General features: G+C 40.3%; 1 protein-coding gene. It reads right to left on the bottom strand.

Going from position 1 to position 2,966, the window contains the following annotated elements:
- Window positions 1-110 precede the first annotated feature (110 nt).
- On the bottom strand, window positions 111-2,345 hold the full coding sequence (locus tag RMZ41_RS31930) for a TOMM precursor leader peptide-binding protein (RefSeq protein ID WP_322643697.1): 2,235 nt from the start codon (window positions 2,343-2,345) through the stop codon (window positions 111-113).
- Window positions 2,346-2,966: the final 621 nt, after the last annotated feature.

Genomic DNA, 2,966 nt, shown 5'->3' on the forward strand with positions numbered 1-2,966 from the left:
CTCGGCGACCTCTTCCCACTTTCGAGTCCTCACCTTGGCATATCTATTGCACTATTTTAGCTGTGTCAGTCCACTACCTTAATATTTACTAAATATTCACAGCGACTTACTTAGATAAACATTGGTATCGGGTTAAGTTCTTCTTCTTTTAAAGGTGCTGATAACCAACCTAACTTAACTGGGATATCGTAAAGACGACCTGGAGCAAACCTCGGCCAAAAGTGGCGCAATCCAGGCACAATAACCTTAACTACGTTTAAGCCAATATCGGGGCGAGTTAGGTCTAGAAATGCTAGTTCTAGACCTAATTTTTTGACCATATCTGCACAGATTTCTATGTCTTCGCGCAAATCGCCCTTGCTACCTAAGTAAGGATAGTCTGAATAAACTTTAACAGGAGTGCGATCGCAAGGTACTAGATAAGGCTGATTTTCGACAGTAGCATTAGCATACCAGTAGGCGATATCAGTGCTTTCAGGGGCAAACTCAAATTCATTATCCAAATCCAAAGTTAAACTTTGATTTACTTCTGTTACTGCCCGTAAAATAGCAATAGTCGGATCGAAATGCGTTCCAAATCCGATTAAAATATTTTCTTTTTCTCCCTGAGTGTGGCGAGAAATTGCGGCAAAGGTGGGAATATTTAAATCGCTGGTGATATCCAGCACCCACAATTGGCGGTTGAATTTTGTTTGGTAATAATCTTGCAAGTTGAGCAAATAAGGTTCGTTGAAACTGGCTAAATCAACTTGCGGTCTTTTTACGCGGTTATACCACCACAGTGCCACGCTATCCCGTTCAACTAATTCCATAAACCCTTGCAGAATAGCTTCTTCGAGAGTATTACCCGCCGCATTACCGTTAGAATCTCCAACACAAAATTTATGCCCTTCAGGAAGCGAATAATCAAAATAGCAGAAAGCAGTAGGTAAATATTTTTGCGTTTGGTTAGTCAGCGACCAAACTGGTGTCCATTCAATCTCTTGGTTTAAATCGTAAGGGTCAGCAACCCACGCAAAAGTTCCGTGCTGAGGATTCCATTCGTGACGATTTTGATATTGTTTATCGCTATATAAAAGGCAGTTTTGTGGGTGAATTGCTGCATCTCCTAGTTGAGCAAAAGTAGCTTTGATTCGATATTCTTCATCTGTAAAAATTCCCGAATAACGCTCTAAAGCTTCACCAAGAGCACTGGCTTTAGATTGGCTGTCTGTCTTACCTTTACCCGCACTATAATGCTCTAAACTCTTCCGCAGACGGTCGTAATTGTCGAGGTTATCAGCACTTTGGTAAGCAGCAAAATAAACATGAATTAAATCTTCTACTTTGTTTGATTTCACCAATTCTTTAACAACACCAGTAACCCAACTAACTTGATTGCTATATTTCTCTACAGTTTGCTCTGGTCTAAGTGTACGGTGTCCGCCATCATCAGTAAAATTCTTGGGACGACTTTGTAACTCAATTGGCTGTAACTTTTGCTTTTGCCAAAACTCTAGATTGCCGCAAACAGGACATTGAGGACGTTTAGTTAAACTGTGATTTTCGGTTGATAAAGTTTCTGTATCAAAAGTGATTATTTTACCTTCCAACTGTGGGCTTTTTTGCAGTACCACCCATTTAGCAACTTCTTGAGCAGCAAGGTTTAAACTTATTTGCCAGCTAGAAGGTAGTGAAGCGATCGCAGTAATTAGAGAAGTATTAATACTTTTTTGCTGTTTAATAGAAGTTTCTACGGGGAAATTTTTTTGCAATCTATGAGCGAGACATTGCCAACAACCTGTTTGTCCTGGGATAAAAATTGGCCCAATCCACGAAAACATTCCTATAGGCTTAATTAGCAACCAAGGTTTTTGGGTTTGGCGATTAAATTCTGCTAATTCTGGTTGCAAATAATCCTCAGTTAAAACAACAGTAAAGTCTGCTTCATTGCTGATATTAATATGCAGAGTTTTTAAGGCTTCGATAAATGGTGCTGATTGAATATTACCGAAAGTTCGCACCGCAACGCGAGTAGCTTGTAATCTGCTGAAAGCAGTTTCACTATCAACCCCTAAGTAACTCCAAAAAGCTTGAACAGCATCAGGAAGGCGATCGCTTGCTTCAGTAATATAGCCTTTATCAGCTAACTTAGTTAAGATGCGATCGATTTGTGCGCGGTTGGTTGTCCATTTCAGTCTATTAGTAATTTGCTCTACAGTGTGATTACCATCAAGCAAAGGTGCTAAGAGTACATAAAGATTACCTGTTAAAGCAAAGCTTTTGCACTCGCTTAATAGGTAAACTTTTTTAGGCTGGACAATTTCAACTCGAAATTCTGGTTTAAATCTAGGTTTATTAAGCATCGGGTTTTAATTAGGTATTTTAGAGGATGTTTGTGAAGTAGCTTCATTAGATCGATATCCACCCTATTCCCGCTTTAAGAGCTACGGTGTATACACAAGTTATCGAATCGCTACTAATCCTCGAATTACCCCACCCTAACCCTCCCCGTATGTATTGGGGAGGGAACTAGATTTTCTGGTTTCCCCCCTTAGAAAGCAGAAGGGGGGATTAAGGGGGGTAATTTGGCTTGTGTATACATGGTAGGCTTAAAGAAGGGGTAATATTCTTCTTAAATTCCGCCTTGATAAGGGGATGCAAGGGAAGCGAGAAACTTTTGATATATACAAAACTAGCTTTTAAAACATCCTCAACAGTTTATTGAGCCGCCACAGAAAAACAGGAATTTTGTCCTATTTTTATCCCTCCCGCCACGCGTTCCAATGTGACGATGCTTCGCCTAGCTATATCAAGTAGCATTACAACATGTAAAACCACTAGACGACCTTCTCCCTCCCGCCACCTGTTCTAATACCTCATCATCAAGTTCCCCTTCTGCTTGAGCCATAACTTCTTGATACTTTTGGATAGCTTCGGCGGCGGTAAATTCATATCCATGCTTTGCCCCAAACAAGACAAAGGCA

Origin of the sequence: Nostoc sp. DedVER02 (assembly GCF_034530675.2) — a bacterium.
Classification (GTDB): domain Bacteria; phylum Cyanobacteriota; class Cyanobacteriia; order Cyanobacteriales; family Nostocaceae; genus Nostoc.

Bases quoted from the DNA above. Each gene is read 5' to 3' on its own strand.
- RMZ41_RS31930 (WP_322643697.1), bottom strand. From the start codon at position 2,345: ATGCTTAATAAACCTAGATTTAAACCAGAATTTCGAGTTGAAATTGTC.